The sequence below is a fragment of the Sphingopyxis sp. EU05-FHT14B03 genome, assembly GCF_058790875.1.
In genome coordinates this window covers 931,992-957,203 of record NZ_JBYTDC010000001.1, presented here as the reverse complement: position 1 = coordinate 957,203, position 25,212 = coordinate 931,992, and the positions used below count along the sequence as shown (strand labels likewise).

The window sequence follows — 25,212 nt, the reverse complement described above, 5'->3', positions numbered from 1 at the left end:
TTCTCCAACCCCGTTTGTGTCGAGCGAAGTCGAGACACCCTGAAGTCATGCGTTTCTGATGGGTGTCTCGACTTCGCTCGACACGAACGGGAAAGGAGGAAGCCGGACGGATGAACGCTTCCAGATTCTTCAATGCCAGGGCGAGGTCCGCACGCTCCAGTAGACGATATAGAGCAATCCCGCCCACAGCAGCAGGATGAAGGCCATGCCCGCACGGCTCGACGGGCGGTCGGCGGCGGCTTCGGCGGCGGCGTGGAGTTCGGCCCATAGCGGATCGGGTATCAGGCGGCGGACCAGCCACAAGCCGAGCGGCACGATGAGCAGGTCGTCGAGCCAGCCGAGCACGGGTATGAAATCGGGGATCAGGTCGATCGGCGACAGCGCATAGGCGGCGACCGCGACCGCGAGGATGCGCGCGGGCCAGGGCACGCGGCTGTCGCGCGCGGCGAGCCAAGCGGTATGCGCCTCGACCGCGAGACGGTGGCCGAGGTCGCCGATGCGTTCGGAAAGGGATTTGCCGGTCATTGCGGCCGACCTTAGCCGGTCGGCTTGGTCGTCCAAGCGAAAAGCGCCTTGGGGAAATTACCGACCCTGCCTTGGCGAGATTACAGACTGCTTGTGGGGACCACAGCCCTGCGAACTTCAAATTCCGTTCGTGTCGAGCGAAGTTGAGACACGCCGAAAGACAGCGCCACCTCGCGGGGTGTCTCGACTTCGCTCGACACGAACGGAGAAGGACAGGTTTAGAGCGCCACTTCGGCGTGCTGGCCGAGTTCGCCTTCCTTCATCGTCATGCCGGTCGCCATTTTGAACAGCCCCTTGATGCTCGCGTCGGCGGTCCAGATTTCGGCATTGTCGAGGTCGAAGCGCAAGAGGACGAGCTTGGGGTCGCTCTTGCCGCCTTCGTACCAGGCCTCGATGCTGTTGTTCCACAGCTTGTCGAGCACCGCGCGGTCGGTTTCGAGGCGCAGCGTTCCCGAGATGCAGGCGAACAGGTCGTGGCCCTTCGACGCGAATTGCGCCATCGCCGGGCCGCCAGCCGACAGGCGGTTGTCGGTCGCGGTGAAGAACCAGAAGGCGCTGCTGGCGTCCTTGTCGAGCTGCGCGTTCATCGGGATATGATGATCGCGCTCACCGGCCAGCCCGACCATCACATAGGGACTGGCGTCGAGCGCCTTCCAGAAGGTCTTCTTAATGTCCTCGCTCATGGGGAAACTCCTTTTTCCCCCTCGATACAGCGACAACGCGGCAAGGGCCGGGATGTTGCCCGGTTCAGCGCGGGCGTGGCTCGTTGTAGCTGACGACTTCATATTCGATGCCGTCGGGGTCGAGGAAATAGAAGCGGCGGCCGGGTTCGTAATCGCCGTGGTTGAAGGGGGTGAGGCCGACCGCCTTCACGCGCATCTCGATGGTGTCGAGGTCGTCGACCTGGACGCCGAGATGGTTGAGCGGTTCACCCTTGGCATAGCGCGCATCGGCATGCTCGCCGTCGGGGCCGGTGTAAAGCGCGACATAGGCGCTGTCGGTGCCGAGGTGGATGGTGCGGCCGCCGTCGCGTGCGGGCCCGCGCCAGCGTTCGTGCCAGCCGAAGATCGCCGAGAGAATGCCGGCGCTGCGGTCGGGGTCGCTGACGGTCAGGTTCACATGTTCGATGAAGGGGTGCGTCATGGTTCGTCTTTCGTGATTCGGGTTGACGCAGCGGGTTATGAAAGCTCAAGTGAGGTTTAGATCAAGAGGAAATGCGGTACCGGCTTATGGCTCGTCATTGCGAGCGGAGCGAAGCAATCCAGAGCGGTTACCGCACACTCTGGATTGCCGCGTCCCCCGGATCAAGTCCGGGGTCCTCGCAATGACGGAGGTTGGGATGCACCGGACAGACTTGATCGCGATCGGCGACCTGGCAGCGCGTACCGGGGTCGCGGTGTCGGCGATCCGCTTTTACGAGGCGAAGGGGCTGGTCGCGGCGTTGCGGACGCGCGGCGGGCAGCGGCGTTTCCTGCGCGCCGACATCCGCCGCGTGTCGTTCATCCTGATCGCGCAGCAACTGGGGCTGAGTCTCGAGGAGATTGCCGCCGAGCTGGCGCGGCTGCCCGCCGAGCGCACGCCGAATGCCGCCGACTGGGCGCGGATCAGCAAGGGTCTTCAGGCGCGGATCGCCGAGCAGATCGCGGCGCTAGAGCGGACGCAGGAATTGCTCGGCGCGTGCATCGGTTGCGGCTGTCTGAGCCTCAAGAAATGCGGGCTGTATAATCGCGAGGACAAGGCGGCGCAGCGCGGCGCAGGGCCGCGATACCTGCTCGGGGACCGGTCGGGCGAGATTGCCGAGCGCTGACCGAAGTCAGCGGCAGGCGCCGAGCCATTTGCCACTGGTCGCGGTGACAACTTTCAGCGGCCGGCCCGCCCGCGTGCCAGTGGTCACGCTGCGCGTGACATAGCCCTTTTCGCTGTAGGTGCCGGTGGTGATCGTGCGCACCGGGGTGTCCAGTTCCTTGACCCGGCACACCGACTGGCCGCGGATTTTGCCCGCGGCCAGTGTGTAGCTGCGCGACGAACAGGTCGCGCCCGGTGCATGGAGCAGGACCTGCGGCGTGGCGGCGGCCTGCTGCGCGGTCAGGCAGGTGGTGCGCGGCTCGCGCTTGTCGGCGGCGCGGACCAGCGTTTCGGGCACGCCGGGAATGTCGGCGCTGACCAGTTGGGTCACATGCGTCCATTTTCCCGCCTGCGGCCCCGGCACGGTCACCGCCGCCGCGCCCGCGAAGGCGAGCGGGATCAGGAAGGCCGCGCCGTGCACCGGGTCAGACCGCGGCGAGCCGTTCGATCTCGGGCGCACCGGCGAGGCAGGGGCCGAGCCTGGCGCCGAGGGTGCGGAAATGGTCCGACGCGCGGTGCGCTTCGACCGCCGCGGCGTCGTCATAACATTCGAGCACCTTGTAGACGCCCGCCTCTTCGGTGCGGAACAGCTTGTAGTAGCTGTTGCCGGGCTCGTTCGCGCGCACGGCGGGGGCGAGTTCGGCGAAGACGCCCTCGAATTCGGCTTCCTTGCCGGGCAGGACGCGCAGGATTGCGACGACGCCGATTTCACTCATATCTCTCTCCTCTGTTCAGGCCTTGAGGTCGGGGTCGACCGTCCAGCCTTCTTCGACCTGGATGCCGAAGCTGTTCAGCATCATCGATACCTGGGTATATTGGCCGACGGTCATCACAAGGTCCATACGGCCCTTGTCGCCAAGCGGTGCGAGCGCGGCCCAGCTGGCGTCGGAAACGAAATGATTGCCGGTAAGCTCGTCGGTGGCGCGGAGCATCGCGCGGTCGAGGTCGCTCCAGCCTTCGGCGTCGGGACCTGCCTTGATGCGGGTGATCTCGGCCTCGGTCAGCCCGCAGTCGAGCCCGATGCGCTTGTGCTGGGTCCATTCATAACCCGATCGGCAATTATAGCCGGTGCGCAGGATGACGAGTTCGCGGTCCCGCGGGCTGAGCGCGCTGCGCTTCGACAGGATATAATTGCCCCAGCCGAGGAAGGCGGTCATCGCCTTGGGCGCGTGCGCGAGGGTGCGGAAGATATTGAGAATGCGGCCGCCGCCCACCCGCCCGCCGTCGGTGGCGAAAAAGGGTTCGAGCGCGGCGCGCTGGTCGGCATCGAGCCGGTCGAGGTCGACCGGCTCGATACGCGGTTTACTCAGACGCAAATCAGAAGACCTCGAACAGGCCCGCTGCGCCCTGGCCGCCACCGATGCACATGGTGACGACGGCATATTTCACGCCGCGGCGCTTGCCTTCGATCAGCGCGTGGCCGACGCAGCGGGCGCCGGTCATGCCGAAGGGGTGGCCGATCGAGATCGAGCCGCCGTTGACGTTGAGCAGCTCGTTCGGGATGCCGAGCGTGTCGCGGCAATAGAGGACCTGCACGGCAAAGGCTTCGTTGAGTTCCCAGAGGCCGATGTCGTCCATCTTGAGCTCGAAGCGTTCGAGCAGCTTGGGGATCGCGAAAACCGGACCGATGCCCATTTCGTCGGGCTCGGTGCCGGCGACCGCCATGCCGACATAACGGCCGAGCGGCTGGAGGCCGCGCTTCTCGGCGATCTTGGCTTCCATCACGACACACGCCGACGAGCCGTCGGCGAGCTGGCTGGCGTTGCCCGCAGTAATCGTGTGGCCTTCGCCCATCACCGGCTTGAGGCTGGCGAGCCCTTCGAGCGTGGTGTCGGCGCGGTTGCATTCGTCCTTGCTGGCGACGACGTCCTGGAAGGTGACTTCCTTGGTTTCCTTGTTCACCACCGCCATGGTCGCGTTGCAGGCGACGATCTCGTCGTCATATTTGCCCGCGGCCTGCGCGGCGGCGGTGCGCTGCTGCGATTGGAGCGAATATTCGTCCTGCACTTCGCGGCTGATGTTGTAGCGCTTCGCGACGACCTCGGCGGTGCCGATCATCGGCATATAGGTGTCCTTGTGCATCGCGATCAATTCGGGATCGACCTCGATGAAGGCCTTGCCGCTGCCGCTGACCTTCGAGATGCTCTCGAGGCCGCCGGCGACCGCGATGTCCTGGCGGTCGACGATGATCTGTTTGGCGGCGGTCGCGATCGTCATCAGGCCCGACGAGCACTGGCGGTCGATCGACATGCCGGGGACGGTGACGGGCAGGCCCGAGCGCAGCGCGATCAGGCGCGCGACGTTCATCGTCTGCGATCCCTGCTGCATCGCGGCGCCGAAGACGACGTCGTCGATCTCGCCGCCTTCGAGCCCGGCGCGTTCGATCGCGGCCTTGACCGAATAAGCGCCCAGCGTCGGGGCGAGGGTGTTGTTGAACGAGCCGCGTCCCGCCTTGGTCAGCGGGGTGCGGGCGGTGGAAACGATGACGGCGTCACGCATGATAGGGGTCCTTCTGCTAGGTTCCGGTTGTCTTTTCGGGGGAGGTCGGCCGGGTCAAACCTGGGTGCGGGTCACACGAAAAACTGCGTGATCCATTCGGCGATCAAGGCGGGCTTGTCTTCACCCTCGATCTCGACCGTGATCTCGTTGGTCTGCTGCCACTGGCCGGGGCGCTTTTCGTCGAGTTCGAGCAGCTTCACATGGCTGCGCACGCGCTTGCCCGAACGGACGGGGGCGAGGAAGCGGACTTTGTTGCCGCCGTAATTGACCCCCATCTTGATGCCGTCGATCTTGGGCGAGTCGGTTTTCGCGCCGAGCATCGGGATCAGCGAGAGCGTGAGGAAGCCGTGCGCGATCGTGCCGCCGAAGGGCGTCAGCTTCGCCTTTTCCTCGTCGATATGGATGAACTGATGGTCGCCGGTGGCGTCGGCGAACTTGTTGATCATGTCCTGATCGACGAGCACCCATTCGGACGTCCCGATGGTCTCACCGACCCTGGTCTGCAATTCCTGCGGCGTGATCGTGGCCATATGCCATCCCCTCTATTGCTGGTTCGGGGCGCGTTCTAGGCCTGTCATGCGGCATTGCACAAGGGCCAAGCCCCACGTCCGCGCCGCCGTAGCGTCAGCCCGGTTTGGCCGCCTTGGCTGCCCCCGCCCTCGGTTTCGGAGACTCGGCATAGGGTAGGATCATCGTTCCGTCAGGGGCGGCGGTGAAGGTCGTTTGCGTCGGATAGGCGAATTCATAGCCCGCGGCGGCGAGCGCTTCGAACAGGCGGATGCCGACATCGGTCCTTGCCGCGACCACTTCCTCGAACTGTTCGGTGAAGACGTCGAACAGCAATTCGAAATCGAGGCTCGACGGGCCGAAGGTCAGGAAGCTCGATCGGATGAACTCATGGCCCGCCGCCTTGACCTGTTCCTCGAGCAGTGCGGGCAGGTCGCGCAGCATCGCCGGGGTCGTCTGGTAGATGACGCTGATCGTGAAGGTCACGCGGCGCCGGTGGAGGTGCGCGAAATTCGTGATCTCCTTGCCGAGGAGGTTGGTGTTGGAGATGACGAGCAGTTCGCCGTTGACCGAGCGCAGCCGGGTGCTTTTCAGCCCGATGCGCTCGACCGTCGCGGTGCTGGTGTCATATCTGATCGTTTCGCCGACGCGGAACGGGCGGTCGAAGATGATCGAGAGCGAGGCGAAAAGATCGGAAAAAATGCCCTGTGCGGCGAGGCCGATGGCGATGCCGCCGATGCCGAGGCCGGCGATCAGGCCGGTGACATTGACCCCCATATTGTCGAGGATGACGATCGCGGCGATGGCGAAGAGCGCGATGCTGATCAGCAGGCGGATGATGCCCATCGCATTCGACAGCGTTTCGTTATGCCCTTCGGCGGCGCGGCGCTGGATGAGGCCGAGTATGATTTCGCGCCCCCAGATCGCCGCCTGCAGCACCACGGCGATGGTGAAGACTGTCTGGATGGTGCCGAGGATCAGCGCCGGCGGCTGGGCGTAGCCCGCGACCATGCGGACCGCGATGATCGCGAGCACGATCGATTTGGTCTTGTGGATCACCCGGCCGACGATGTCGGTCAGGGTGAATTCGCCCGGCGCCGACTGAGCGCGCTTCAGCGCGAAGGTGCGGATCATCGACAGCAGGAAATAGATGACGAGCCCGACGCCGATCGCGATGCCGATTTGCAGCCAGTGGCTGTTCACCCACGCGATGCTGGCGTCCCACCAGTAACGCAGATCGTCGAGCGGGTTGTTGGCAGGCGCGGCGGGTTTCGCGGCAGCCGTCGTCGCGGCGGCAAGAATGGAGAAGGTCATGGCGGGCCGTTGGCGTCCTCTTGGTCGGTGGTCAGGCGGAGCGGAGCAGCGCCGCCGCATCGGGTGCGCGCTCCAGATAGGTCAAAAAGCCGCGTTCGACACGCGAAAGATATCGGGTCGCGCGGGGGAGGGGGCCGACCGCCGCGGCGAAGTCGGCGCGTTCCAGCGCCGCGGCGAGCATCGCCGGGTGGACATAGGCCTTGCGCGCGACGGCGGGGGTGTTGCCGAGATGGTCGGCGACATGCTGCAAAAGCTGTTTGAGCGTCGGGGGTTCGGCGGCGGCATGGAGATAGGCGAAGGCCTCGACGCTCGCCGACCAGGTGCGGAAATGCTTGGCGCTGAAGGCATCGCCCATCACATCCTGGATATAGGCGTTGACGTCTTCGGAGGCGACCGCGCAAAGGTCGCCGTCATCCTCATATTGAAAGAGATGCTGCCCCGGCAGGTCCTGCAGCCGGCGGACCAGCGTCGTCAGGCTGCGGTCGCTGACGACGACGTCGCGCTTTGCGCCGCCCTTGGCGCGGTAGCGGAGGCGAAGGGTCTTGCCGGTCAGTTTTGCGTGGCGCTGGCGCAGCGTGGTGGCGCCGAAGCTGTTGTTGGCGGCGGCATATTGCTCGTTGCCGACGCGCAGCGCGGCGAGGTCGAGCAGGCGGACGACGGCGCCGACGACGCGCTCGGGGCACAGGGTGCGGCGCGCCAGATCCTGCTCGAGCCGCGCACGGAGCAGCGGCAGGGCATGGCCGAAGGCGGCGCAGCGGTCATATTTGTCGGCGTCCTGCGCGCGGCGGAAATCAGGATGGTAGCGATATTGCTTGCGCCCGCGCGCATCATAGCCGGTCGCGAGGATATGGCCGTCGGCGGCGGGACAGAACCACGCATCCTCATAGGCGGGAGGGAGCGCGATGGCGTTCAGCCGTTTGATTTCGGCGGCGTTGCGGATGATCCTGCCTCTGGCGTCGCGGTAGCGCCAGCCGTCGGCGAGGCGTTCGCGGCCGATGCCGGGCAGGCTGTCGTCGACATGGATCAGGCGCGCGGACATGGGGGGATAGCGCGTTGGCACGCGCGATGGTTCCCATGCCCGTCATCCCGGCCTTCGCCGGAATGACGATATAAGTGAGGCGCCTAGTTTGCTTGCGCCACCGGATGCCGGGTCGGGACCTGTGCCGGGCGGGCGGTCAGCGGGCGCCAGCCGGCCTCGCGTTCGCGGCGGCGCACATAGGTCGACAGGCCCATCTGCAGCGCGAGCATCATGTAGATGAAGGGCTGGAAGGCGATGCCGACGAACAATGACCCGATGAGATAGGTGATATGGCCGTGCTGGAGCGCGGTGGCGAGCGGCGCGATCCATTGCTCCTCGCCGCGGCGCGTCTTGAGATAGCGCCGCCGCAGCCGTTCCATCTGGATCAGGCCGGTAAGGTGGAGGAGGAGCCAGAGGGTCAAGCCCGGATAGCCCTGTTCGCCGAGCATTTCGAAATAGCTCGAATGATAGGCGCGACCCTTTTCCTCATAGACCGTCGGCTCGGCTTCCTGCGGCTTGTTGGGGTCATAGGCGCTCGCGGCCTTTTCGACGCGCACATGGTTCTGCATATAGGCCTCGAACCCGCCGCCGAAGGGATTGTCCTTGGCATATTCCCATGTCCACGCCCACACCGCGACGCGGGTCGAGGCCGACTGGTCGGACTTGTGGTTCTGGATCGTTTCCATCCGCTCGGTGAAGCTTTGCGGCAGGAAGGGAATGGCGGCGAGCGCGAGCAGCCCGGCGCCCGCGACATAGAGGAAGCGGTGCTTGACCGCGCGCAGCGACAGGCCCGCGAGGATGACGAGGCAGACGAGTCCGGTGCGCGCCTGAGTCCCGATCGGCAGCAGCACGCACGCGAAGACGAGGGCGAAACAGAAGAGATTGACGCGCCAGTCGGGCGGGAAAATCGTGCCATGCCTGCGGTACCACAGGATCAGCGGAATGATCGAAATGCCGACCGCCGACATGATCGAGCCTTCGTAGAGGCCGTAATTTTCGTTGAGCAGCAGTTGGAGCGTGCCATAGCCGCCGCCGCCCGCCGCGGTCTTGATACCGCCGGCGATCGCGATCGCCGCCGCCGAGAGCAGCATGACGAGGGTCAGCGCTTCGATCCGCAGCTTGGTGCGCAGCGTGAGCGGCAGGAAGATCGCCCAGACCAGCGCCTTCCACACCCAGCTCCATTTCTCCTGCGCCTCGACCGGGAAATCGGCCTGGATCGTCGTCATCCAGCAATAGAGGAGCAGCGCGAGCAGCAGGAATTGTCGCCCCGACCACCTTGTATCGCGCTTGTCGTCGACCGCGAGCCAGCCGACGATCGCGAGCCCGAAGACGATCAGCGAAATCGGGATCGAGTTGATCAGGAAATAGCTGAGACGTTGCGGCGCGACGATGTCGATGTAGCAGAAGCACAGAACGAACAGGAACGGCTTGCGAAAGCCGAGCCCGATGAAGGCGAACAGAAAGGCGACGAAAGCGATGTCACGCATCGCCGCGCTCTTCCGCGTCCTTGCGGCGCTGCCACAGCATGCGCGGGCTGACTTCGCGGTCGAGGTCGTCGCGGTACAGCAGGCGCCACAGCGCGATTCCCAGCAGGACGTGCGTCAGACCGATGGAGAAATTGTCGACCATGGGCGTACGCCTACGCGATCTGGGTTGACGGCGCGTTAAGGCTTGTATGCCATTGAACGCGGGTCATGACCCGTATCCTCCACGTCCTCGACCACAGCCTGCCCGCGCACAGCGGCTATACCTTCCGCACCCGCGCGCTGATGAAGGCGCAGGTGGCGAAGGGGTGGGAGGTCGCCGGTGTCACCGGGGTGCGCCATCCCGAACCCGGGCCGGACGGCGAGACCGTCGATGGCCTGACCTTCTATCGCACCGCCCCGATCGCGCCGGCGCGCTCGCCGATCCGCGAATGGCGCGAGATCGGGGCGCTCGCGGCGCGGATCGAGGCGCTGGTCGACGAATGGCGGCCCGATCTGCTCCACGCCCATTCGCCGGTGCTCGACGCGATGGCGGCGCTGCGTGTCGGCAAAAGGCGCGGCATTCCGGTGTTGTACGAGATCCGCGCCTTCTGGGAGGATGCGGCGGTCGGCAACGGCACCGGGCGCGAGGGCAGCGCCAAATATTTCCTGACCCGCCAGCTTGAGACCCATGCCGTGAAATCGGCCGATGCGGTCGCGGTGATCTGCGACGGGCTGCGCGGCGATTTGATCGCGCGCGGGGTCGATGCCGGCAAGATCGTCGTGTCGCCGAATGGCGTCGACCTCGAGCTGTTCGGCGACCCGCCGCCGCGCGATGCGGCGCTGGCCGCCACGCTGGGGCTGGGCGACGGCGATGCGGTGATCGGTTTCATCGGCAGTTTCTATGATTATGAAGGCATCGACGACCTGATCGCCGCGATGCCGGCGCTGGTCGCGGCGCAGCCGGGCGCCCAATTGCTGCTCGTCGGCGGTGGTCCGATGGAGACGGCGCTGAAGGAACAGGCGGCGGCCTCGCCCGTCGCGAGCCGGATCCACTTCGTCGGCCGGGTGCCGCACGACCAGGTCGAGCGTTATTATTCGCTGATCGATATCCTCGCCTATCCGCGCAAGAAGATGCGGCTGACCGACCTCGTCACCCCGCTGAAGCCGCTCGAGGCGATGGCGCAGGGCAAGCTGGTCGCGGCGTCGGATGTCGGCGGGCATCGCGAGCTGATCGAGGACGGGGTAACCGGGACGCTGTTCGCGCCCGACGACCCGGCGGCGATCGCATCGGCGCTGGCCGGATTGCTCGCATCGCAGGAGAGCTGGGCCGAGCAGCGCCGCGTCGCGCGCGTCTTCGTCGAAAAGCATCGTAACTGGTCGTCAAACATTTTACGTTACGAACCCGTTTACCAGCGACTGCTGCGACGCGATTCCGCATCGCTTGCGGCCTGACGCGGACAGGTTGGGACGATATGGACGACGAACAGGAAAAGTCCGGACACGAAACGCTCGCGGCGCTGTGGCGCGGTGTGCGCCCGGCTGTGCCGGCGGTGATCGGTGCCGGGGCGCTGACCTTTTTGTTCGCGGCGGTCATGCCGCTCGCCTGGGTCGCCGGGATCAGCTGGAACCTTTATCTCGATCGCCTGTCGGATTTCTTCTTGCCGCCCGTCGGCAACGCCGGACGCCTTGCGCTGGCGGTCGGCATGGCGACGATCGCCGCGTTGTTCGCGGGACTGGTCGCACTTCTGATCGCCAAGCCCTCGGTGCGCGGCAACGACCTGCTCAATCGCCGCGTCTCGGCGCGCGCGAAACGGCAGGCGAAGGCCGAGGCCGAAGCGGCGCTGCCGCGCCGCCGTGCCGACATGCACCCCGACGATGCGCCGCGCCCGCCGATCCGTGCCGGCCGCGACCTGCCCGTGGGTGGGCTGGGGCCGCTGGTCGCGCCCGCGGTCGATGATGGCGACGACGATTTCGACCTGATGCTGACCGATGTCGCGGAGGCCGAGGACGAACTGGTGCTCGCCGACCTCGCGCCGGTCGATTATGACGCCGACGACGCCGATGCACCCTGGCTGCAACCCGCCGAAATGACGCGTCCGCCGATGCCCGAAACCAGCGACAACAGCCTCGGCGCGATGGTCGCACGGTTCGAGGCGGGGCTCGCGCAGCGTCGAAAAGCGGCCGCGGCGACGCCGGTAGCGCCAGCGTCCGCCGCCAACGAGGATGTCGAGCAACCCGACTTCGCGCTCGAAGCGGCGCTCAGCACGCTGCAGCGCATGACTCGCCGCGCAGTCGGCTAATCCTCCACCGTCAGCACTTCGATCCGCAGATCCGCTCCGTCGTCGGCCATCTCGACGACCAGATCGGCGACGATATGTCCCGGCAGGCGCCATTCGATCGTTTCGAGCCGGGCCTGCAGTAGCGGGCGCAGCACCGCCGCGTCCTCGTCGCCGATCAGGCACGGGAACAGGTGCCGCGCGCCGACGAAATTGGCGCTCGCCCATGGCCGCAGCGTCGAGGCGCCGAGCGAAAGCCCGTGCGGCAGTTCGCGCTCGAGCAGACGGCGAAGGCGGCGGTGCGGGCATCCGGGGCGCGGCGGCCGTGCGGGCGACCAGCGCATCATGGCGTTTCTCCCGGATGACGCACCGCGTAGAGGCGCAGGTCCCCGCACGGCGCGACGCGCCCGGCACGATGGTCGGCCCGCCATTTGTTCATGAAATGTTCCACACGGCAGATGATGCGAAGTCCGGCGACGCGGCCTTCGCGCAGATCGGCGACGAGGCGCGGGTCGCGCACCGCCTCGCGGCCGAAGACGCTCGGCGGCATCGCCGATTCGGCTAGAAACGCCTCGATCCGCTGCAACAGGTTTCGCGCCATAAATCCTCCCTGATCGCTCCAACCGTCGGGCGACTCACCCGATAGGATAATTCCTATCTGATGGGTATTTTCCTACTTGTCTAGGATAAATCCTATTGATAGATACGAAATAGGAAGGAACCGCTCATGGCCAATTTCGGGGATGATCCGCGCGCCGCGCTCGACCGGCTGTTGCGGGAACGGGGCGTCGACTATGCGCGGCTGTCGGAAAAGATCGGACGCAATCCCGCCTATATCCAGCAATATATCAAGCGCGGTTCACCGCGGCGGCTCGCCGAAGAGGACCGGGCGCGCATCGCGGCCTTTCTGGGCGTGCCCGAAGCGATGCTGGGTGGGCCGGTGCATCGCGTCGCCGCGCCGGCGCGGGCGCGCGGGGCCGATATGGTGCTGGTGCCCAAGTTGGCGATCGGCGCTTCGGCGGGGGCGGGGGCGAGCATCGACGGCGAGCCCGTCGAGGGCGAGGTCGCCTTCGATCCCAAATGGCTGCGCGACTTGGGTGCCGATCCGCGCGCGCTCAGCATCATCCGCGTGGAGGGTGATTCGATGGCGCCGACGCTGAACGACGGCGACGACATATTGGTCGACGGCGGCGACGCGGCTGCGCGGCTGCGCGACGGCATCTATGTGCTGCGAATGGACGATGTGCTGATGGTCAAGCGCATCGCACGCGCACCGGGGCCGGGGCGGATTTCGGTGATCAGCGACAATGTCCAGTATCGCAGCTGGGATGACCTGCCGATGGCGGCGGTGCAACTGGTCGGCCGGGTGGTATGGACCGGGCGGCGGGTGCGGTAGCGGGCGTCTAGTTCGGCGCCGCCATTTCGGCTTCGATCTCATGCTCGAGCACCTCGGCGCGCTGGCACTGTTCTTCCTTGCCGTCGCGGCATTTCTCGGCCGCCTTGTCGCGCTCGCGGGTCAGCTTGCCGAGCCGTTCCTCGCGCTTGCGCAACTCGCGGCCGCGGTTGCGGTCGGCTTCGTCCTGGCTGGTGGTCGACCAGTCGGCGACCTGGCCGACCGCCTTGAACGGGGCGGTGACGATCGTTTTGGCCGTACTGACGCAGCCGCCGAGCAGCGGAGCGGCCAGCAGGAGGAGGAACATCGCACGCATATCGGCATCCTTTCGAACGAGCGGCAGCAATCGCATATCGCGCCGCGGCTGAACAGGGGATTGCGGCGGAAGGAGCGCCCGCCGCGCGGCTCTGTCATATCATTGAAACAAATGGTTAAAACTGTCTTTACCATCGCGAGTTAGGTCTGCCCGGCCTCCTCCTCCAGCGTAAAGTCCATCCATGACCCCCGTCGATCTCGCGCTTGCCCCCACCCCCGGCCATTCGGCCGCGATCCGCACCGACGCCCATTTGTCCGAGGTGATCGACCTGTTCCGGCACGACCCGCAGTTGCGCGTCCTCGCGGTGCTCGATGCGCGCGGCCACCCGGTTGGGATCATCCGCGAGCAGCGGGTGCGCGAACTGCTGTTCTGTCCCTACTGGTTCTCGCTGATGCAGAATCCGACGATCGGCGGGTCGATCGCGACGATGACCGAACCCTGCCTGACCGCCGACGTCGCCGAATCGACCGCGACCCTGCTCGCCATCGTCTCGCGCGCGGCCGGCGCCGAGGGGCTGGTGCTGGTGCGCGACGGCCGTTTCGTCGAAACGCTCGACAGCGGCCAGCTTGCCAAACTGGCGATGTTGCGCGAGGTCGAACTGGCGCAGGAACGCAGCGCGCGCGCCGCGCGGGTCGATGCGGCGGGGGACCGGTTCCACGAAGATATCGCCGCGCTCACCGCCGCGCTGTCGCACACTGCACGCCAGGTCGAGGAGGTGGCGCGCGACCTTGCCGAACGCGCGCAGCAGACCGGCCGCGATGCGGTGTCGGTCGCGGGGGCGACCGCGCAGACGCTGACCGGGCTCGGCGAACTCGGCGACCGCGGCCACGCGCTCGCCGCCTCGATGCGGCGGATCGTCGACGACGGCACCCACGCCCGCACCGTCCGCAGCGACGCGCACCGCAAGGTTAAGGCGGCGAGCGAGCGCGCCGCGGCGCTCAAGGCGGCGAGCCTGTCGATCGAACAGATGCTGGCGCTGATCATCGACATGGCGAGCCGTACCAACATGCTGGCGCTCAACGCCGGGATCGAGGCGGCGCACGCCGGCGATGCCGGGCGCGGCTTTGCCGTGGTCGCGTCGGAGGTCAAGACGCTGGCGAAGCAGACGCGCAGCGCGGCGGGCGACATCACCCACTATATCGACCGCATCCGCGACATCGTCGGCCAGGTCACCGAGGGGTTCGACGAGGTCGAAAAGGCGATCGTCGCAAACAACGGCTTTTCCGACGCGGTCGACAAGGCGGTCGACGGGCAGAGCGCGACGACGCTGATGATCGCGAGCTATGTCGAGCAGGCGGTCGCGGCGGGGCGCGAGATCGACACGCGCGTCCAGCACATCGGCCGCGGCGCGACCGCGGTCGGCGACGGTGCGCAGTCGCTCGGCAAATTGTCGGCGGGGCTGACGCAAGCAGCGCAATCGCTGCACCAGCGCGCACGGCACTTCGTCGAGGCGGTCGCCGCCGCCTGATCCGCGCCGGCTCAGGGGCTTGTCGTCGCCGATGGCGATGCTAGGCTGTTTTCTGCGCCAGCCGCGCTCATCGCCGTCGGCGCTGAGGGGAGGGTCATATGAGTAACATGCAAAAGGGCTTGGCCGAATTTATCGGCACCTTCTGGCTTGTATTCGGCGGGTGCGGGAGCGCCGTGCTCGCTGCCGCATTTCCCGACGTCGGCATTGGGCTGCTCGGCGTCTCGCTGGCGTTCGGCCTGACCGTGGTCACCATGGCTTATGCGATCGGCCATATTTCGGGCTGTCATCTCAACCCTGCGGTGACCGTCGGCCTGTGGGCGGGCGGCCGGTTCGCGGCGCGCGACATTCCGCTCTATGTGGTGGCGCAGGTGCTCGGCGCGATCGTCGCGGCGTTTCTGCTCTGGCATGTCGCGGAGGGCAATCCGGCCTTCGACCTTGCGACCAAGGGGCTCGCGGCGAATGGCTATGACGCCGGATCGCCCGGTGGCTTTGATCGTACCTCGGCTTTGATCATCGAGATCCTGCTCACGGCCTTTTTCCTGTGGATCATCATGGGATCGACGGACGGGCGCGCACCCGCGGGGTTCGCGCCGCTCGCGATCGGGCTGGGGCTGACGCTGATCCACCTGATTTCGATCCCGGTGACCAATACCTCGGTCAATCCGGCGCGGAGCACCGGGCCGGCGCTGGTCGTCGGCGGCCTCGCGCTGCAGCAACTGTGGCTGTTCTGGGTCGCGCCGCTGATCGGCGGCGCGCTCGGCGGATGGCTTTATCGCACCATCGGTGCCGACAGCTTCCCGAAGCCGAATATCGAAGGGAATTGAGGATCGGGCCGGCGGCGGCGTTTCGCCGCCGCCGGTTCTATTTCAAAAGGTCGATCGCAAAGGCGCGAACCTCGTCGGCGATGTCGGGCCGTTCGAGCGCGACCGCGAGATTGGCCTGGATGTAGCCGGCCTTCGACCCGCAGTCGTAGCGCGCGCCGTCGAAGGTCACGGCGTGGAACGGCTGTTTGCCGATCATTGTCGCCATCGCATCGGTGAGCTGGATTTCGCCGCCCGCGCCCTTTTCCTGCGCCGCGAGGACTTTCATCACTTCGGGCTGGAGGATGTAGCGGCCCGAGATGATCAGGTTCGACGGCGCGTCGGCGATCGCGGGCTTTTCGACGAGACCCAGCACTTCGGTCATCGCGCCGTCCTGCGTCCCCGGCGCGATCACGCCATAGCTCGACACCTGTTCGTGCGGCACTTCGAGCACCGAGAGCAGGTTGCCGCCGACGCGGTGGTAGGCGTCGACCATCTGCTTCATGCAGCCCGGCGTGCCGTGCATGAATTCGTCGGGCAGGAAGATGGCGAAAGGTTCGTCGCCGACGATGTCGCGCGCGCACCAGATCGCATGGCCGAGGCCCAGCGGTTCCTGTTGGCGGACATAAGCGCAATTGCCAGGGCCGAGGCGCGTCGGTTCGAGCACCGACAGGTCCTTGCCGCGTTCGGACATCGTCTTTTCGAGTTCGAAGGCGATGTCGAAATGATCCTCGATCGCGCTTTTGCCGCGCCCGGTGACGAAGATCATCTGCTCGATGCCCGCCTCGCGCGCCTCGTCGACCGCATATTGGATCAGCGGTCGGTCGACGACGGGGAGCATTTCCTTGGGGATCGCCTTGGTCGCCGGCAGGAAGCGGGTGCCGAGGCCGGCGACGGGGAATACGGCTTTGCGGATCGGTTTCATGGGCGCGGGCTTAGCGGCGAAGCTTGGCCAAGGAAAGCGGGGCCTATTGCGGCCAGACGATCACGACGACACGGCGATTGTCCTGGCGGCCTTCGGCGGTGGCATTGCTCGACAGGGGCAGCGCCTCGCCGCGGCCGATGACCTGGTCGGGAGCCAGCGACATGCCATTCGCCTGCATCGGCGCGGCCACCGCCTGCGCGCGGGCTTGTGACAGCTTGAGATTATAGGCGCTGCTGCCGACCGAATCGGTGTGGCCCTCGACGCGTGCGGAGGTGATCCCCACCGCCGAGAGGCGTGCGGCGATCTTTGAAATGGTTTCGATCTGATCGGGCTTCAGATTGCTTTCGTCGGTCGCGAACAACAGCCGCTCGGGCAGGGTAAGCGTCCAGCCGGCATCGGTCTCGACGAAACCTTCGGCTTTGAGTGCGGCGACCTGCGCGGCGTTGAAGCCGGTGGGCTGGGGGACGCTCTGACAGGCGGCGAGTGCCGCCGCGATGAACAGGAATGACAGCACGCGTAAGGGACGGCGAAGGGCATGGATCACGGCATCAACTCGCTTCATTGGGGGGATCAAGGGCGGGTTCGGTTGGATAGTTTGTCGGCGTACATGGCGGCGTCGGCAACGGTGAGGAGCGCGGCGGCATCGGTTGCTTCGTCGGGAAAGACCGCGACGCCGACACTCGCCGTCGGGCGATAAAGGGCGTTGCCCGGCAGCGTCACCGGCTGCGAGATGCTGATGCGAATCCGATCGGCGAGCGCCGATGGCTCCATCGCGGCATCGAGCGGATCGACGAGGACGACAAATTCGTCGCCGCCGATCCGCGCCGCGAAGTCGCCGTCGCGCAACGTCGCGCCGATCCGGTTCGATAGCGCGACGAGTACGGCGTCGCCCGCCGCGTGGCCGAAGCGGTCGTTGGCGGCCTTGAAATTGTCGGCGTCGATGAAGAGCAGGGCAAGGCGGCTTCCTTGTTGCTGCGCCTTCCCGATGCGCTGCGCCAGTTGTTCGTCGAAGGCGGCGCGATTGGGTAGTTCGGTCAGCGCGTCGTGCGAGGCGCGGTGTGCAAGCATCGCGCGTTCGCTTTCCATGCTGCCCTGCCAGCCCTGCAGTTCGTCGAGCAGCGCGTTGATGTCGCCGCCCAGCCGGTCGAGTTCGGTGATGCCGAGCGACTGAACGCGTTTGTCGAACCGGCGATGGAGGCGCACGTCATGGGCGACCGTGGCGATCTCGTTCAGCGGCTTGACCAGTTCGTACTCGAAGCGCCGCGCCATGGCGATCGTGCCGAGCGCGGTGACGATCAGGCAGGCGAGCCCGGCGAGCAGCCCGATGCGGACATAGTCGATCAGCGTCGAGGAATCGCCCCACACCTGGATTGTGCCGATGGCCGATCCGTTTCGGCGGATCGTCACGGCAACGGGTTCGGGGAAGAAGACGCGGGTCAGCAACGGCGCCGGGTCCTCCGACGGCGACACCCATTCGGCGAGTGGCCGGCCGCGGTCGTCGAGCACCCGCAGCCTGGCGATGCCGGGAATTTGCATCAGGGGCGCGAGCCCTTCGCGCGCCGCGGCGGCATCGTTGAACACCAGCGCGGGCTCGACGCCATAGGCGCCGAGTTGCGCCGCGAGTTCGATATTGCGATCGGCATAGCCGCGCATCGCGGTGATGCCCGACAGCAGGATCGTCAGCCCCGACAGCGCGACCGCGAACAAGGTGACGCCGAAATGGAAGCGCGACAGCAGTTTTTGCAAGCTGGTACGAACGAGCGGGCGGCGCGTCATGGCGTGCCTCCGTCGGCGTGGCCGATCTTGAGCACGCGCGGATCGACGCGCAAGGGGCCGCGGCCGATCGAATCGAGATTGACCGAGAAGCTCAGTCCCGCCGGTTTTTCGGCGAGGCAGAACATCGCGCCATAGAGGCAGGCGGGGTCGTCGTCGCTGATCGTCAGCACCGGGCGGCCGCGCACCCAGCCGATCAGGCGCTGGCGGTCGGCGATCGGCAATCGTCCGAGGAACAGGATGTCGCAATCGCCGTTGCTTATCACCGCGCCGGGGGTGGTGCGGCGGACCGTGATTCGCGGGCCGTTGCCGGGCAGGTCGGGGGCGACCCGGGCTGTCAGTTGCGGGGTGCCGACGAGGCAAAAGGTGCGGTGGCTCTCGGCCGGTCCCGGCCAGCGCGCATAGGTGATGATGCCGCCGGTCATCCGGTTGACCGCATTGGTCATTCCGTCGATGCCGTCTTCGACGATCGTCTGGCTGGCGGCCTGAACCGACATCTGCGGCGTCGACCAGATCGCGCCGATCAGGAACAATGATGCCAGCACGCTTTTTTGCGACCCCCAACGCGCACGAGCCAACCTGCCCGAATGTGGCCGCGTCCGCTAGCCGAAACGGCAGGCAAGTCAATGACAAGTCACGTCATGCGGCCATTATGCAACACCCGTCGCACCGGCCATTCTGCCTAGTCGGTGCGCAGCCGGTCGGCGAAGCCCTTGCGCAGCTTGGCGAGCTTGGGCGGGATCACCGCCATGCAATAGGGATTGCGCTGGCCTTCGCTGTCCCAGTAATTCTGGTGATAGTCCTCGGCCGGGTACCAGGTCGCGGGTGGTTCGATCGTGGTCACGATCGGCGCCGTCTGGTCGCTTTGGGCGCGGTCGATCGCGGCGCGCGCGGAATCGCCCTGCGCCGCGTCGAGCGGGAACAGCGCGCTGCGATATTGGGTGCCGATGTCGTTGCCCTGGCGGTTGAGCGTCGTCGGATCGTGCGTCGCGAAATGGACGTCGAGCAGGTCGCCATAGGAGATGACGGCGGGGTCGAAGGTGATGCGGATCGCTTCGGCATGGCCGGTGTCGCCGCCACACACCTGCTTGTAGGTGGGATCGACGACATGGCCGCCGATATAGCCGCTTTCGACCTTGTCGACGCCCGCAAGGCCCTGAAACACCGCTTCGGTGCACCAGAAGCAGCCTCCGGCAAAAATCGCGGTTTCGTGGGTCATGGCGGTAATCCTTGTCGGGAGCGGGGATGGCCTCAAAATAGGAATGCGCCGCGCAATTCCAAGGGCCGCGCGGCGGGGTCGGCGGCGCGCGCGGTTCGCATGGCCGCAATTTCGGCGTCGATCGCGGCGATCCGTTCCTTGCGCGGCGGGTGGCTGGCGGCGCGGACCAGCGGCTTTTTGTGCCGGTTCCAGAAACGGATCGCGGCGGCGGGATCATAGCCCGCATCCGCCATAAGCCACACCGACAGCCGGTCGGCTTCCAGTTCGGTCTGGCGTACGCGGTCGATCGACCGGTCGTCCGCCAGCCGTTCGCGATGGCGCAGGATGTTATGCGCCAGTTCGTGCGCGACCACTGCCGCCATTTCCTGATCGTCGGCGATCGAGCGCGCGAGGCCGAGCGTCAGGCGGACGAGCCTGCCGTTCGCGGCGGCCTGCGGCCCGGACCGCTCAATCCGGAAACTGCTCGCGCAGCCGGGGGCGGGGGCGATCGGATGCACGACCCCGGCGCCATCGGTGACGGTCAGCGCGGCGGTGGACTCGAGCGCGTCGAGCATCACGACGATCGCATCGATCCGCATCGTCGGCCCGGCGCCGAGTGTCGGTACCGGCTGGCCGTTGATCGCGGCGATCGTCGCGCCGCGTACAAGTCCGGCGCGGGCGGCGGGCGTATCGGGGGCGAGCGCGGCGATGAACGGGCCGTCGCCGGTGGTGCCATAGGTGGCCGCGGCGGACGCCCGGTCGCGCTGGTCGAACCGCCGCGCGTCGCTGAGCAACCAGCCCGGCTGCGGCACGGTGTCGGGGCACCAGTGCGCGCTGCCCGTGGTCAGCCGATAGGCGATTGCCGCCAGTCGCGCTTCCTGCGCGGCGAGCGCGGCGGAGTCCGTCGACGCGCCGCGCGCCGCGCCGGGCGCGAGCATCGCCGCGGCGGCGAGCAGGGACAGGGCGGGGGAGCGCATCGCCGTCTGATACCGACCGGTTGGCCCGCCGGCCATGATTTTCGTCGCCCCCTTGCCTAAGTCGGGGCGAGCGACGATAGGGCGGCGATGGCGAATAATCCTGTTTCGACCGCCCCCCCCGGCCCCCGGCCCGCCGCGCTCGCGCGTTGGCTCTGGGGCGTGGCACTGCTGGTCATCCTAGTCGTGGCCGTCGGCGGTATTACCCGCCTGACCGAATCGGGCCTGTCGATCACCGAATGGAAGCCGGTGTCGGGCGTGCTGCCGCCGCTGAACGAAGCGGGCTGGCAGGAAGAGTTCCACAAATATCAGCAGATCCCCGAATATAAGGAGATCAATGTCGGTATGTCGCTCGCGGCGTTCAAGGCGATCTTCTTCTGGGAATGGCTGCACCGCGTCCTCGGTCGGCTCGTCGGCGGCGCGATGCTCGTCCCGCTGATCTGGTTCGCGGCGCGGCGCGCGATCCCGGCCGGCTACGGCTGGCGCCTGTTCGCCTTGACCTCGCTGGTCGGGCTGCAGGGTGCGATCGGGTGGTGGATGGTTGCTTCGGGCCTCGAATATCGCACCGACGTCAGCCATTTCCGCCTCGCGACCCATTTGCTCACCGCGCTGTTCCTGCTGGCGGGTCTGGTATGGACTGCGCGCGATTTGACGGCACTGGCGCGTGATCCGGCCGCCCGGCCGGCGCGGTTGACCGGCGCGGCGATCGCGGTGATCGCGATCCTTTTCGTCCAGTTGCTGCTTGGCGCCTGGGTTGCCGGGCTCAACGCCGGGCAGGTGGCGAACACCTGGCCGGCGATGAACGATCATTTCGTCCCCGAGGGCATCGACTGGTCGGACGGCGCGTGGATGGCGCTGACCAACGATCCCTTCCTGCTCCATTTCCTCCACCGCTGGTGGTCGTGGGTCGCGGCGCTGGCGCTGCTCTGGCTTGCTCGCACGCTCGCGCGGCGTGGCGCGACGGGCGTGGCGACGATGCTGGTCGCGGTGGTCGCCGCGCAGATGATGCTCGGCATCCTGACCGTGCTGACCGGCGTGTCGCTGTGGATCGCGGTGCTGCACCAGGTGACCGGCGCGATCCTGGTCGCGACGGCGGCGGCCGGGCTTCACCGGCTGGGCCGCGCCGCCGCATGATCGGCGCGGGCGTCTGGGCGGGGGCGTTGCTGTTGCTCGCCGCGCCCGAGACCGCAACCGCAACCGTGGAGCAGCCCGCACCGATGGCGGTGCGCGAACAGCGCTTCGCGCCGCCAGTCGGACAGCCGATGGCGTATCGCGTCACGACGCGGCGGATCAGCCGCAACGGAACGCTGATCAGCTTTTCGCTCGTTTATGCGCTCGAATGGCAAAGCGCGGGGCGCGGCTACCGGCTCGACGCGGTGCTGCGGCGGATCGAATCCGACGCGCGGCCCGAACTCGTCCGGGCGCTGACCGGGCTGGTCGAGCCGCTGGTCGGCGAGACGCTGACCTATCTGGTCGATGCCGATGGGCGCAAGGTCGCGCTCGCCGATCCCGATAGTTTGTGGGCGCGCGTTGCCGGGCGGACGCAGGGACTGGCGGCGGGCGCCGAGGCACCCGAGGCGCAGCAGGTGGCGGCCCTGCTTGCCTCGCTGCCCGAAACCGAGCGTGAGAAGCTGGTCACCGCCGACGTCCGCGCGCTGATCGCACCCGCCAATGCAGCGATCCCGACCACCGATAATGGCGATGCGTCGGTATCGATCCAGCAAGACGACGCGCGGCTTATTGTCGCCAAGGTCGAAAAGGGCGAGGTGACGGCTGGCGCCGCGCCGCTCGACATCGACACATTATGGACGGTCGATACGGACACCGGGCTCATCCTGCGCGAACAGCGGCAGAGCTGGGTCGGCGAGCCTGGAAGCGCCGCGCGGACTCTCGTCGAAGAGCGGATTCGCGCGCTGACACCGGGCGATCCGGGGTAGCGCTGACTAGAAGGGTATTATTTTACCCGTCAGCAAAGCCGCTCCTTGCTTGACTTTCGGCGCCGTTATCGCCATTGGCCCGCTCCGAAGCGCCGCGATGTCCCGCTCGGGACGTGCGGCGCGGTTTGTTTCGGGCGGGCCCTCTCGCCCTCGTCCATGTCTTAAGGAGGTCGCCATGATGAAGGCGCTGACCAAGACGACCGTATCGGCGAACGCCGCAACGGTCGAAAAGAAATGGGTGCTGATCGACGCCGACGGCCTGGTTGTGGGCCGCGTCGCATCGATTATCGCCAATATCCTGCGCGGCAAGCACAAGCCGAGCTTTACCCCGCACGTCGATTGCGGTGACAATGTCATCGTCATCAACGCCGAGAAGGTGAAGTTCACCGGCAAGAAGTTGCAAGACAAGCGCTATTACAAGCACACCGGCTATGCCGGCGGCATCAAGGAAACCAGCCCCGCCAAGATCTTGGAAGGCCGTTTTCCCGAGCGCGTGCTCGAAAAGGCGATCGAACGCATGATCCCGCGCGGCCCGCTCGGTCGCCAGCAGATGCGCAACCTGCGCGTCTTCGCCGGCACCGACCATCCGCATGCCGGGCAGAACCCCGAAGTGATCGACGTCGCTTCGATGAACCGCAAGAACAAGGTGGGTGCATAATGGCCGACGAACAGACCATGACCGATCTCAAGGATCTCGGCGGCGCCGTTGAAGGCACCGTTGCCGCCCCGACGAGCAATGCGCCGCTGCGTGAAAAGCAGGTCGACAAGCAGGGCCGTTCCTACGCGACCGGCCGCCGCAAGGACGCCGTCGCCCGCGTGTGGCTGAAGCCCGGCACTGGAAAGATCACGATCAACGGCCGCGACCAGGAAGTGTATTTCGCACGTCCGACGCTGCGCCTCGTCATCAACCAGCCGTTCGGCCTCGCCGATCGCATCGGCAGCTATGACATCGTCGCTACCGTCAAGGGTGGCGGTCTGTCGGGCCAGGCGGGCGCCGTGTTGCACGGCATCTCGCAGGCGCTGACCCGTTTCGAACCCGCGCTGCGCGGCATCGTGAAGTCCGCTGGCTTCCTGACCCGCGACAGCCGCACGGTCGAGCGCAAGAAGTACGGCAAGGCCAAGGCCCGCCGCAGCTTCCAGTTCTCGAAGCGCTAACGAATTTTCCGTCGACGGACGGAGAAGGGAAGGGCGGTCCGGCAACGGGCCGCCCTTTTTCTTTGGACGCGGGCACCGGGCGATCCAACAACGCATCGGTTGAGATAGGCGCACCGCCCGCGCACGCGGTTGTAAAATATTGTTGCATGCGCCGGCACCAGCTTGACTATGCGATATAATCCTGTCCGACCGGGCGCTTCCATCGGGAGAATTTTCATGCACCGTCTTTTGGTCCGCTGGCACATGCTGGTCGCCGCTTTCCTCTTTCCCGCCATTCTCCTCTACCTGCTGACGGGAGCGCTCTACACCTGGGGTGCAAAGGGCGACTATGTGACGAGCGACCATGTGGTGACGCTGTCGGCACCGCTGACCGACGACAAGGCGGCGCTGCAGGCGATCGTCGTGAGGGAACTCGCCAAGCAGGACGTTGCGCCCCCGACCGGTGGGGCGACGGTCAAGCCGGTCGGCGACAGTTTCCAGCTCGACTGGACCGGCTCGCGGCGTGACGTGACGCTCGAGCCCGGCGAAACCGCGACCACGGCCAAGCTGATCGTCAAGGAAACGAGCTGGCACCGCTTCTTCGTTCAGTTGCACAAGGCGAAGGGCGGGACGCCGTTCAAGATTTATGCCGCGATCCTGGCGCTCGGGCTGTTCTTTCTCGTGACCTCCGGGCTGATCGTGGCGCTCAAGGTGCCGAACATGCGGCGCGGCGCGGTGGTCGCTTCGGCCGTCGGATTGGCGGCATTCGCCGGGATCGCGGCGGTCAGTTAGCGTTCTCGCGCAGCGACTGAAGCGGGTGGTCTGGCGACGGGCCGCCCTCTTTCGTGGTCTCGATGCTCGTGGCGATCCGTCGCGCGGCATCGGCGAAAGGCATCAGTACCGCGCCGGTGAGCCCGTGCGGATCATAGGCGATGCCATCGACACCGAAGCGCAGCCTTTCGCGCTTCGCGGCGGGCAGGTGGAGCGTCCCGAAGATCCGGTCGAAGATCGCAAGCGTCGATCCGAAATTGCGGTCGTGATGCCGTTCCTCGACCGAATGGTGGATCTGGTGGTGCGCCGGGCTGAGCAGCCAGCGGCCCGCGCGACCGGGCAGGCTGATCCACAGGTGTGAATGCTGAAGATAGGTGAAGATTATGGTGGCGAGGAAGGTGAGGGCATTGGCGCCGTGGATGAGGAAACCGCCGCCGACGCGCCCGAAGGCGAAATGAACGAGTGCCATGGCGATGCCCGCGGATGCGGCGGCCATGTTGAAGAACAGGATCGTGTCGACCGGATGGACCCGGAAATTGGTAAGCGGCGTCAGCGATTCGGCGGTGTGATGCACCTTGTGGAATTCCCACATCCAGCCGACGCGGTGGCTGAGGCTGTGGTTGAGCCAATATGCGAATTCATAGGCCATGAAGAGCATCAGCGTCATGACGGTGCCGGCGACCCACGCCGGCGCGGCGATCGGCGCGGGCGATCCGAACAGCATATGGAGGCCACGCAGCATATGGCCCGCGAACCATTCGCCGGACCAGAGCGCCCAACCCAGTGCACTTGCCGAGAACAGCACGCCGAAGAGGAACCAGGCAATATCGGCGCGGCCCGATGGGCTGCGCACGATCCGTGCGGGCAGGAGCGCGCGCAACAGGACCTTCGTGCGCACCGGGCGCGACCGGCCGCGCGGGATCGCGAAACGGAGCATCAGCGCGAGCGCGAGCAGGGCCGCCGCAAGCGTCAGTGCGTGGGGCGCCCATGACGACAGGGTCGCTGCGATGTCCGGTTGTTCGCCCATTGCCCCCGTCTTAGGGGGGGATGGTAAATGGCGACCTAACGGGGAC

Annotated in this window: 33 protein-coding genes; 11 read left to right on the top strand and 22 right to left on the bottom strand. The window is 66.6% G+C overall.

What is annotated here, in order from left to right:
- Nucleotides 1-129: 129 nt before the first annotated feature.
- The 3 genes from AC3WS4_RS04705 to AC3WS4_RS04695 all read right to left on the bottom strand — a co-directional run bounded on the left by AC3WS4_RS04705 (nucleotide 130) and on the right by AC3WS4_RS04695 (nucleotide 1,668).
- On the bottom strand, nucleotides 130-525 hold the full coding sequence (locus AC3WS4_RS04705; RefSeq protein WP_187141123.1) for a YkvA family protein: 396 nt from the start codon (nucleotides 523-525) through the stop codon (nucleotides 130-132).
- A gap of 218 nt (nucleotides 526-743) precedes the next feature.
- Entirely contained in the window at nucleotides 744-1,208 is a 465-nt protein-coding gene (locus tag AC3WS4_RS04700; RefSeq protein ID WP_492736160.1) for a pyridoxamine 5'-phosphate oxidase family protein, read from the bottom strand.
- Nucleotides 1,209-1,272: 64 nt separating this feature from the next.
- Nucleotides 1,273-1,668, bottom strand: coding sequence for a VOC family protein (locus AC3WS4_RS04695; protein ID WP_056343756.1), 396 nt, complete (start codon nucleotides 1,666-1,668; stop codon nucleotides 1,273-1,275).
- 196 nt (nucleotides 1,669-1,864) lie between these two features.
- Here AC3WS4_RS04695 and soxR point away from each other — a divergent pair, with 196 nt between their 5' ends.
- Nucleotides 1,865-2,332: a redox-sensitive transcriptional activator SoxR gene (gene soxR / locus AC3WS4_RS04690; RefSeq protein WP_056343754.1), complete on the top strand. Its 468-nt coding sequence runs from the start codon at nucleotides 1,865-1,867 to the stop codon at nucleotides 2,330-2,332.
- Nucleotides 2,333-2,338: 6 nt separating this feature from the next.
- Here the strand turns inward: soxR and AC3WS4_RS04685 are convergent, their stop codons facing one another.
- The 9 genes from AC3WS4_RS04685 to AC3WS4_RS04645 form a co-directional block, all read right to left on the bottom strand.
- Complete coding sequence (locus tag AC3WS4_RS04685; RefSeq protein WP_492736162.1) at nucleotides 2,339-2,791, bottom strand: DUF3617 domain-containing protein; 453 nt, start codon at nucleotides 2,789-2,791, stop codon at nucleotides 2,339-2,341.
- 4 nt (nucleotides 2,792-2,795) lie between these two features.
- Entirely contained in the window at nucleotides 2,796-3,086 is a 291-nt protein-coding gene (locus AC3WS4_RS04680; protein WP_492736164.1) for a putative quinol monooxygenase, read from the bottom strand.
- A gap of 15 nt (nucleotides 3,087-3,101) precedes the next feature.
- On the bottom strand, nucleotides 3,102-3,686 hold the full coding sequence (locus AC3WS4_RS04675; RefSeq protein WP_492736166.1) for a carboxymuconolactone decarboxylase family protein: 585 nt from the start codon (nucleotides 3,684-3,686) through the stop codon (nucleotides 3,102-3,104).
- Between the two features lies 1 nt (nucleotide 3,687).
- Entirely contained in the window at nucleotides 3,688-4,869 is a 1,182-nt protein-coding gene (locus AC3WS4_RS04670) for an acetyl-CoA C-acyltransferase (RefSeq protein WP_492736168.1), read from the bottom strand.
- Between the two features lie 71 nt (nucleotides 4,870-4,940).
- Entirely contained in the window at nucleotides 4,941-5,399 is a 459-nt protein-coding gene (locus AC3WS4_RS04665; protein ID WP_056343740.1) for a MaoC family dehydratase, read from the bottom strand.
- A gap of 94 nt (nucleotides 5,400-5,493) precedes the next feature.
- Nucleotides 5,494-6,690: a mechanosensitive ion channel family protein gene (locus tag AC3WS4_RS04660; RefSeq protein WP_492736170.1), complete on the bottom strand. Its 1,197-nt coding sequence runs from the start codon at nucleotides 6,688-6,690 to the stop codon at nucleotides 5,494-5,496.
- Between the two features lie 31 nt (nucleotides 6,691-6,721).
- Entirely contained in the window at nucleotides 6,722-7,729 is a 1,008-nt protein-coding gene (locus tag AC3WS4_RS04655) for a DNA topoisomerase IB (protein ID WP_492736172.1), read from the bottom strand.
- Nucleotides 7,730-7,812: 83 nt separating this feature from the next.
- The gene (locus tag AC3WS4_RS04650; protein WP_056343729.1) at nucleotides 7,813-9,195 is read right to left on the bottom strand and encodes a putative O-glycosylation ligase, exosortase A system-associated; all 1,383 of its coding nucleotides are present in this window, start codon (nucleotides 9,193-9,195) and stop codon (nucleotides 7,813-7,815) included.
- Nucleotides 9,188-9,337 carry a hypothetical protein gene (locus AC3WS4_RS04645; protein ID WP_187141115.1) on the bottom strand — a complete coding sequence of 50 codons (150 nt, stop codon included), beginning with the start codon at nucleotides 9,335-9,337 and terminating at the stop codon, nucleotides 9,188-9,190. The genes AC3WS4_RS04650 and AC3WS4_RS04645 overlap by 8 nt, the downstream gene beginning before the upstream one ends.
- A gap of 65 nt (nucleotides 9,338-9,402) precedes the next feature.
- On the opposite strand from AC3WS4_RS04645, the gene AC3WS4_RS04640 reads away from it, so the two are divergent.
- Both AC3WS4_RS04640 and AC3WS4_RS04635 read left to right on the top strand, forming a co-directional pair.
- Entirely contained in the window at nucleotides 9,403-10,626 is a 1,224-nt protein-coding gene (locus AC3WS4_RS04640) for a TIGR04063 family PEP-CTERM/XrtA system glycosyltransferase (protein ID WP_492736174.1), read from the top strand.
- Between the two features lie 20 nt (nucleotides 10,627-10,646).
- A complete protein-coding gene (locus AC3WS4_RS04635; protein ID WP_492736176.1) occupies nucleotides 10,647-11,474 on the top strand; it encodes a hypothetical protein in 828 nt (275 codons plus the stop codon).
- Here AC3WS4_RS04635 and AC3WS4_RS04630 read toward each other — a convergent pair.
- Nucleotides 11,471-11,797, bottom strand: a complete 327-nt coding sequence (locus AC3WS4_RS04630; RefSeq protein WP_492736177.1) for a hypothetical protein — start codon at nucleotides 11,795-11,797, stop codon at nucleotides 11,471-11,473. The genes AC3WS4_RS04635 and AC3WS4_RS04630 overlap by 4 nt on opposite strands.
- A complete protein-coding gene (locus AC3WS4_RS04625; protein WP_492736179.1) occupies nucleotides 11,794-12,051 on the bottom strand; it encodes a hypothetical protein in 258 nt (85 codons plus the stop codon). The genes AC3WS4_RS04630 and AC3WS4_RS04625 overlap by 4 nt, the downstream gene beginning before the upstream one ends.
- Before the next feature lie 126 nt (nucleotides 12,052-12,177).
- On the opposite strand from AC3WS4_RS04625, the gene AC3WS4_RS04620 reads away from it, so the two are divergent.
- Nucleotides 12,178-12,846 (top strand): S24 family peptidase, encoded by a 669-nt coding sequence (locus AC3WS4_RS04620; protein WP_492736181.1) that lies wholly within the window; start codon nucleotides 12,178-12,180, stop codon nucleotides 12,844-12,846.
- Between the two features lie 7 nt (nucleotides 12,847-12,853).
- Here the strand turns inward: AC3WS4_RS04620 and AC3WS4_RS04615 are convergent, their stop codons facing one another.
- A complete protein-coding gene (locus AC3WS4_RS04615) occupies nucleotides 12,854-13,159 on the bottom strand; it encodes a hypothetical protein (protein WP_492736183.1) in 306 nt (101 codons plus the stop codon).
- Nucleotides 13,160-13,340: 181 nt separating this feature from the next.
- Here AC3WS4_RS04615 and AC3WS4_RS04610 point away from each other — a divergent pair, with 181 nt between their 5' ends.
- A complete protein-coding gene (locus tag AC3WS4_RS04610; RefSeq protein WP_492736185.1) occupies nucleotides 13,341-14,627 on the top strand; it encodes a methyl-accepting chemotaxis protein in 1,287 nt (428 codons plus the stop codon).
- Between the two features lie 98 nt (nucleotides 14,628-14,725).
- Nucleotides 14,726-15,451 (top strand): aquaporin Z, encoded by a 726-nt coding sequence (gene aqpZ, locus AC3WS4_RS04605; RefSeq protein ID WP_187141109.1) that lies wholly within the window; start codon nucleotides 14,726-14,728, stop codon nucleotides 15,449-15,451.
- 37 nt (nucleotides 15,452-15,488) lie between these two features.
- On the opposite strand, the gene galU is transcribed toward aqpZ, so the two are convergent.
- The 6 genes from galU to AC3WS4_RS04575 all read right to left on the bottom strand — a co-directional run bounded on the left by galU (nucleotide 15,489) and on the right by AC3WS4_RS04575 (nucleotide 20,300).
- The gene (gene galU, locus AC3WS4_RS04600) at nucleotides 15,489-16,352 is read right to left on the bottom strand and encodes a UTP--glucose-1-phosphate uridylyltransferase GalU (RefSeq protein ID WP_056343707.1); all 864 of its coding nucleotides are present in this window, start codon (nucleotides 16,350-16,352) and stop codon (nucleotides 15,489-15,491) included.
- Nucleotides 16,353-16,395: 43 nt separating this feature from the next.
- A complete protein-coding gene (yfiB, locus tag AC3WS4_RS04595; protein WP_492742645.1) occupies nucleotides 16,396-16,866 on the bottom strand; it encodes an outer membrane lipoprotein YfiB in 471 nt (156 codons plus the stop codon).
- 56 nt (nucleotides 16,867-16,922) lie between these two features.
- Nucleotides 16,923-18,128 carry a diguanylate cyclase DgcN/YfiN gene (gene dgcN, locus AC3WS4_RS04590; protein WP_492736189.1) on the bottom strand — a complete coding sequence of 402 codons (1,206 nt, stop codon included), beginning with the start codon at nucleotides 18,126-18,128 and terminating at the stop codon, nucleotides 16,923-16,925.
- Complete coding sequence (yfiR, locus tag AC3WS4_RS04585; RefSeq protein WP_187141106.1) at nucleotides 18,125-18,670, bottom strand: regulatory sequestration protein YfiR; 546 nt, start codon at nucleotides 18,668-18,670, stop codon at nucleotides 18,125-18,127. The genes dgcN and yfiR overlap by 4 nt, the downstream gene beginning before the upstream one ends.
- A 137-nt stretch (nucleotides 18,671-18,807) precedes the next feature.
- Complete coding sequence (msrA, locus tag AC3WS4_RS04580) at nucleotides 18,808-19,344, bottom strand: peptide-methionine (S)-S-oxide reductase MsrA (protein WP_492736191.1); 537 nt, start codon at nucleotides 19,342-19,344, stop codon at nucleotides 18,808-18,810.
- A gap of 32 nt (nucleotides 19,345-19,376) precedes the next feature.
- Nucleotides 19,377-20,300, bottom strand: coding sequence for a M48 family metalloprotease (locus tag AC3WS4_RS04575; protein ID WP_492736193.1), 924 nt, complete (start codon nucleotides 20,298-20,300; stop codon nucleotides 19,377-19,379).
- An 87-nt stretch (nucleotides 20,301-20,387) separates the two neighbouring features.
- Between AC3WS4_RS04575 and AC3WS4_RS04570 the strand changes: the two genes are divergently transcribed.
- From AC3WS4_RS04570 to AC3WS4_RS04550, 5 genes are all read left to right on the top strand, one after another.
- Entirely contained in the window at nucleotides 20,388-21,431 is a 1,044-nt protein-coding gene (locus AC3WS4_RS04570) for a COX15/CtaA family protein (protein WP_492736195.1), read from the top strand.
- Nucleotides 21,428-22,234: a hypothetical protein gene (locus AC3WS4_RS04565; protein WP_492736197.1), complete on the top strand. Its 807-nt coding sequence runs from the start codon at nucleotides 21,428-21,430 to the stop codon at nucleotides 22,232-22,234. The genes AC3WS4_RS04570 and AC3WS4_RS04565 overlap by 4 nt, the downstream gene beginning before the upstream one ends.
- 178 nt (nucleotides 22,235-22,412) lie before the next feature.
- Entirely contained in the window at nucleotides 22,413-22,892 is a 480-nt protein-coding gene (rplM, locus tag AC3WS4_RS04560; protein WP_056346996.1) for a 50S ribosomal protein L13, read from the top strand.
- Nucleotides 22,892-23,389: a 30S ribosomal protein S9 gene (rpsI, locus tag AC3WS4_RS04555; RefSeq protein ID WP_056343681.1), complete on the top strand. Its 498-nt coding sequence runs from the start codon at nucleotides 22,892-22,894 to the stop codon at nucleotides 23,387-23,389. The genes rplM and rpsI overlap by 1 nt, the downstream gene beginning before the upstream one ends.
- Nucleotides 23,390-23,605: 216 nt before the next feature.
- The gene (locus tag AC3WS4_RS04550) at nucleotides 23,606-24,160 is read left to right on the top strand and encodes a PepSY domain-containing protein (protein ID WP_492736199.1); all 555 of its coding nucleotides are present in this window, start codon (nucleotides 23,606-23,608) and stop codon (nucleotides 24,158-24,160) included.
- Here AC3WS4_RS04550 and AC3WS4_RS04545 read toward each other — a convergent pair.
- Nucleotides 24,153-25,166, bottom strand: coding sequence for a sterol desaturase family protein (locus AC3WS4_RS04545; protein ID WP_492736201.1), 1,014 nt, complete (start codon nucleotides 25,164-25,166; stop codon nucleotides 24,153-24,155). The genes AC3WS4_RS04550 and AC3WS4_RS04545 overlap by 8 nt on opposite strands.
- Between the last annotated feature and the right edge of the window lie 46 nt (nucleotides 25,167-25,212).

What these genes read in the sequence shown, in the direction of transcription:
- AC3WS4_RS04705 (WP_187141123.1), bottom strand. Translation starts at nt 525, where the DNA reads ATGACCGGCAAATCCCTTTCCGAACGCATCGGCGACCTCGGCCACCGT.
- AC3WS4_RS04700 (WP_492736160.1), bottom strand. Translation starts at nt 1,208, where the DNA reads ATGAGCGAGGACATTAAGAAGACCTTCTGGAAGGCGCTCGACGCCAGT.
- AC3WS4_RS04695 (WP_056343756.1), bottom strand. Translation starts at nt 1,668, where the DNA reads ATGACGCACCCCTTCATCGAACATGTGAACCTGACCGTCAGCGACCCC.
- soxR (WP_056343754.1), top strand. Translation starts at nt 1,865, where the DNA reads ATGCACCGGACAGACTTGATCGCGATCGGCGACCTGGCAGCGCGTACC.
- AC3WS4_RS04680 (WP_492736164.1), bottom strand. Translation starts at nt 3,086, where the DNA reads ATGAGTGAAATCGGCGTCGTCGCAATCCTGCGCGTCCTGCCCGGCAAG.
- AC3WS4_RS04670 (WP_492736168.1), bottom strand. Translation starts at nt 4,869, where the DNA reads ATGCGTGACGCCGTCATCGTTTCCACCGCCCGCACCCCGCTGACCAAG.
- AC3WS4_RS04665 (WP_056343740.1), bottom strand. Translation starts at nt 5,399, where the DNA reads ATGGCCACGATCACGCCGCAGGAATTGCAGACCAGGGTCGGTGAGACC.
- AC3WS4_RS04660 (WP_492736170.1), bottom strand. Translation starts at nt 6,690, where the DNA reads ATGACCTTCTCCATTCTTGCCGCCGCGACGACGGCTGCCGCGAAACCC.
- AC3WS4_RS04655 (WP_492736172.1), bottom strand. Translation starts at nt 7,729, where the DNA reads ATGTCCGCGCGCCTGATCCATGTCGACGACAGCCTGCCCGGCATCGGC.
- AC3WS4_RS04650 (WP_056343729.1), bottom strand. Translation starts at nt 9,195, where the DNA reads ATGCGTGACATCGCTTTCGTCGCCTTTCTGTTCGCCTTCATCGGGCTC.
- AC3WS4_RS04645 (WP_187141115.1), bottom strand. Translation starts at nt 9,337, where the DNA reads ATGGTCGACAATTTCTCCATCGGTCTGACGCACGTCCTGCTGGGAATC.
- AC3WS4_RS04640 (WP_492736174.1), top strand. Translation starts at nt 9,403, where the DNA reads ATGACCCGTATCCTCCACGTCCTCGACCACAGCCTGCCCGCGCACAGC.
- AC3WS4_RS04635 (WP_492736176.1), top strand. Translation starts at nt 10,647, where the DNA reads ATGGACGACGAACAGGAAAAGTCCGGACACGAAACGCTCGCGGCGCTG.
- AC3WS4_RS04630 (WP_492736177.1), bottom strand. Translation starts at nt 11,797, where the DNA reads ATGATGCGCTGGTCGCCCGCACGGCCGCCGCGCCCCGGATGCCCGCAC.
- AC3WS4_RS04625 (WP_492736179.1), bottom strand. Translation starts at nt 12,051, where the DNA reads ATGGCGCGAAACCTGTTGCAGCGGATCGAGGCGTTTCTAGCCGAATCG.
- AC3WS4_RS04620 (WP_492736181.1), top strand. Translation starts at nt 12,178, where the DNA reads ATGGCCAATTTCGGGGATGATCCGCGCGCCGCGCTCGACCGGCTGTTG.
- AC3WS4_RS04615 (WP_492736183.1), bottom strand. Translation starts at nt 13,159, where the DNA reads ATGCGTGCGATGTTCCTCCTCCTGCTGGCCGCTCCGCTGCTCGGCGGC.
- AC3WS4_RS04610 (WP_492736185.1), top strand. Translation starts at nt 13,341, where the DNA reads ATGACCCCCGTCGATCTCGCGCTTGCCCCCACCCCCGGCCATTCGGCC.
- aqpZ (WP_187141109.1), top strand. Translation starts at nt 14,726, where the DNA reads ATGAGTAACATGCAAAAGGGCTTGGCCGAATTTATCGGCACCTTCTGG.
- galU (WP_056343707.1), bottom strand. Translation starts at nt 16,352, where the DNA reads ATGAAACCGATCCGCAAAGCCGTATTCCCCGTCGCCGGCCTCGGCACC.
- dgcN (WP_492736189.1), bottom strand. Translation starts at nt 18,128, where the DNA reads ATGACGCGCCGCCCGCTCGTTCGTACCAGCTTGCAAAAACTGCTGTCG.
- msrA (WP_492736191.1), bottom strand. Translation starts at nt 19,344, where the DNA reads ATGACCCACGAAACCGCGATTTTTGCCGGAGGCTGCTTCTGGTGCACC.
- AC3WS4_RS04575 (WP_492736193.1), bottom strand. Translation starts at nt 20,300, where the DNA reads ATGCGCTCCCCCGCCCTGTCCCTGCTCGCCGCCGCGGCGATGCTCGCG.
- AC3WS4_RS04570 (WP_492736195.1), top strand. Translation starts at nt 20,388, where the DNA reads ATGGCGAATAATCCTGTTTCGACCGCCCCCCCCGGCCCCCGGCCCGCC.
- AC3WS4_RS04565 (WP_492736197.1), top strand. Translation starts at nt 21,428, where the DNA reads ATGATCGGCGCGGGCGTCTGGGCGGGGGCGTTGCTGTTGCTCGCCGCG.
- rplM (WP_056346996.1), top strand. Translation starts at nt 22,413, where the DNA reads ATGAAGGCGCTGACCAAGACGACCGTATCGGCGAACGCCGCAACGGTC.
- rpsI (WP_056343681.1), top strand. Translation starts at nt 22,892, where the DNA reads ATGGCCGACGAACAGACCATGACCGATCTCAAGGATCTCGGCGGCGCC.
- AC3WS4_RS04550 (WP_492736199.1), top strand. Translation starts at nt 23,606, where the DNA reads ATGCACCGTCTTTTGGTCCGCTGGCACATGCTGGTCGCCGCTTTCCTC.
- AC3WS4_RS04545 (WP_492736201.1), bottom strand. Translation starts at nt 25,166, where the DNA reads ATGGGCGAACAACCGGACATCGCAGCGACCCTGTCGTCATGGGCGCCC.